The 3366-nt window shown below is 70.6% G+C and carries 2 protein-coding genes; both read left to right on the forward strand.

Translation table 11 applies throughout. The features are described from left to right. Positions 1–169: 169 nt before the first annotated feature. The gene (locus tag ACFWRV_RS17880; RefSeq protein WP_384335335.1) at positions 170–1000 is read left to right on the forward strand and encodes a cytochrome d ubiquinol oxidase subunit II; all 831 of its coding nucleotides are present in this window, start codon (positions 170–172) and stop codon (positions 998–1000) included. 54 nt (positions 1001–1054) lie between these two features. Continuing rightward, entirely contained in the window at positions 1055–3256 is a 2202-nt protein-coding gene (locus ACFWRV_RS17885; RefSeq protein WP_384335338.1) for an MMPL family transporter, read from the forward strand. Positions 3257–3366 lie beyond the last annotated feature (110 nt).

A 3366-nucleotide genomic window follows, 5' to 3' on the forward strand; every position in this document is an offset into this window, starting at 1 on the left:
TTTTACACGCATTTGTGGCTATCCGATAGCCTTCGTGGTTTGGTGGGTTGGTTTTTGTTTTTTCTAGACCGCGGCAACTGTGTGGCGGGGGGGGATCGGCGGTCCGCGGACCGCCGATCCCTCGCGCCGAGCGCACCGACAGCCCAGCCCCGGAGGAGGGTCCCTGCCCATGGAACTGCTCGCCGCCGTGGTCCTCGGCCTCTTCTTCGCCGGGTGTCTCGTGTTCTGCGGAGCCGATCTCGGTGTCGGGATGCTCCTGCCGTACCTCGGCCGCACCCATACGGAACGTCGTCGGGCCATCCGGGCCATCTGGCCGCTGTGCCTGCTGCACGAGTCCTGGGTGGTGGCGACCGCTGGTCTCTTCGTCGGGGCGTTCCCCCGGGTCGAGAGCAGGCTGTTCACCGACCTCCTGGTGGTCGTGGTGGTTCTGGTCGCGGGCTGGGTCGTGCGCGACACCGGCCTGTGGTGGACGGTGCTGGGCGGCGGAGCGGCGGGCGACTGGCTGGTGACAGTCGGAAGTTGGTCCGTCGTCAGCAGCTTGGGCTGGCTGCTCGCGTCGCTGCTCGGCGAGACGCCCGGCCGGTCGGCGACACCCGCCTCCGGGGCGCTCACCACGGTGTTCATCGTCCTCCTCCTGCTCGCCCACGGCCTGGGCCTGTCCGCGATGAGGCTGTCCGGGCCGTCCCTGCACCGTGCGCTGAGGCTGACCGGCGGCGCGGCCGGCCGCTCCTTCGCCCTGACCTCCGTGGTCACCGCGGCCCTGGCCCTGGTGGCCGGCGCCCGGCTGCCCCTGGTCGACCACGCCGCGGGCGACAGGGTCCTCGGCCTCCTGCTCGTGCCGGCCCTCCTCCTGCTCCCTCTGCTGGTCGCGGCCCAGGTGCGGCTGTGGCGCCTGCCCGCCGACCGGCTTCCCGGCCTGGGCCCCGGCCCGGCCCCGGCTCCGGCTCCGGCCGGTCCGGGCCGACCGCGCTCCCGCGACCGGCCCGGATCTCCTTCGTGATCCACGCCCCGACCCCTCCGGTCACCAGACCCGCCCAGTAAAGGAAAGAACTCCATGTCCCTCACCGAGAAGCAGACCTCGGCCCCACCCCCGTCCACCGGCCCCTCCCCATCCGCCACGCCCCCTCCCGGGGTGTTCGCGCGCATCGCCGCCTTCTCCCACCGCCGCCGCTGGCTCGCCCTGGTGCTCTGGCTGGCGGTACTGATCGGCGTCTGGGCGGGGGCCGCCGCCGGCGGCTCCGACTACCGCGAGGACTACTCGCTGCCCGGTACCGAATCCCAGGCCGCCGCCGACCTGCTGGCCGGCAGCAGCACCAAGAACCAGACCGGCGACAGCCTCCAGGTCGTTCTCCAGGACAAGGCCGGGCTCGACAGCGCGGCCACCCAGGAGAAGGTCGACCGCATGCTGGCCGAGGTGGCCGAGCTCCCGAGGGTCGCCCAGGTGCGCAGCCTGTACGAGGACAAGTCGGCGGTCTCGCCCGACGGGCAGATCGGCTACGCCACCGTGGTGCTCGACGTCTCGGCGCAGGACATGCCGCGCGCCGAGACGGAACGGATCCTGGAGACCGTGCAGAAGGTCGAGGGCGACGGACTGCAGGCCGAGCTGGGCGGCGGCGCCGCCCGGAAACTCGCCACCGGCGAGGGCGGCACGGCCGAGATGATCGGTCTGGTCGCGGCGCTGGTCATCCTGGTCTTCATGTTCGGCACGCTGATCGCGGCCGGACTGCCCATCATCACCGCCCTGTTCGCCGTCGGTTCGACGCTGGCGATCATCGTGGTCGCCTCCCACTTCCTCACCATCGCCGACTACACGCCGTACGTGATGATGCTGGTCGGGCTCGGGGTCGGGATCGACTACGCCCTGCTGATCTTCGCCCGCTACCGCAGCGAGCTGGTGGCCGGACGGCCTTCGGCGGCGGCCACCGTGACCGCTCTCGACTCGGCGGGCCGTACCGCCTTCTTCGCGGGTACCACCGTCATCCTGGCGCTGCTCGGACTCGTCGTCCTCGGCCTCGGCTCACTCCAGGGCATGGCCCTCTCCGTCGCCCTGACGGTGCTCGTGACGCTGATCGCTTCTCTCACGCTGCTGCCGGCCCTGCTCGGCATCTTCGGTGAGCGCTTCGCCCGCCAGTTCACCGCCCGCGCCGCCAAGCGCACCGCGAAGGGGAAGGCGGAGCCGGGCACCCGGTGGCGCAAGCTCGCCGACGGGGTGCAGCGCCGTCCGCTGGCCGTGCTGCTGGTGGCGGTCATCGCCCTGGGGGCCCTGGCGTTCCCGGCGCTCAGCCTGCGGCTCGGCTTCAGCGACGCCGCCAACGACAAGGCGGGCTCGACCAGTCGCGAGGCCTACGACCTGCTGTCCCAGGGCTTCGGGCCCGGCTTCAACGGTCCGCTGATCGTGGTGGTCGACGGCAAGGACGGCCAGGCCGGCGAGCCGGCTGCCGAGGTGTCCCGGGTACTGAACGACACCCCGGGTGTCGCGGCCGCCACCGGTCCGCTTCCCACCGAGAGCGACAAGGTCGCCACGGTGATGATCTTCCCGAGCTCCTCACCGCAGGACGAGGCCACCTCTGACCTGGTGGGAGACCTCCGCGGCAGCGTCCTGCCGAAGGTGGCGGACAGCACCGGCGCCGACTACCTGGTCGGTGGCGCCACCGCGGCCAGCGAGGACTACTCCTCGAAGGTGGCCGACCGGATGCCCGCCTTCATGACCATCGTGGTCGGGCTCTCCATCCTGCTCCTGATGGTGATGTTCCGATCCATTCTCATCCCGCTCAAGGCCGCCCTGCTCAACCTGCTGAGCATCGGGGCCGCGCTCGGTGCCATCTCCCTGGTGTTCCAGCACGGCATGTTCGGCGTCGAGCCCGGTCCGATCGAGGCGTACCTGCCGGTGGTGATCTTCGCCATCGTCTTCGGCCTCTCGATGGACTACGAGATCTTCCTGGTCTCCCGGATCCAGGAGGAGTGGCGTCGCACCGGTGACGCGAAGACCGCCGTACGCGAGGGACTCGGCCACACCGGATCGGTGGTCATCACCGCCGGAGCCATCATGGTCGTGGTGTTCGGGTCGTTCATGATGAGCCCGGAGCGCATGCTCCAGCAGATGGGCTTCGGCATGGCGGTGGCGATCTTCGTCGACGCGCTCGTCATCCGCTGCCTGATCGTCCCGGCGGCCATGCAGCTCATGGGCAAGCGCGCCTGGTGGATGCCCGCTCCGCTGCTGAAGGTGATCCCGAGGATGGAGCTGGAGAAGCACTGACGATGAAGGGGTGCGGGGGCCCAAAGGCCCCGACCCCCCAAACGACAGAGGGGGGTAACCGACCGCCCTCGGGGGTCAAACCGCCACACACACCGCACACCCACAACAAC

Source organism: Streptomyces sp. NPDC058576 (assembly GCF_042718715.1).
Taxonomy (GTDB): Bacteria; Actinomycetota; Actinomycetes; order Streptomycetales; family Streptomycetaceae; genus Streptomyces.

What these genes read in the sequence shown, in the direction of transcription:
- ACFWRV_RS17880 (WP_384335335.1), top strand. Translation starts at nt 170, where the DNA reads ATGGAACTGCTCGCCGCCGTGGTCCTCGGCCTCTTCTTCGCCGGGTGT.
- ACFWRV_RS17885 (WP_384335338.1), top strand. Translation starts at nt 1,055, where the DNA reads ATGTCCCTCACCGAGAAGCAGACCTCGGCCCCACCCCCGTCCACCGGC.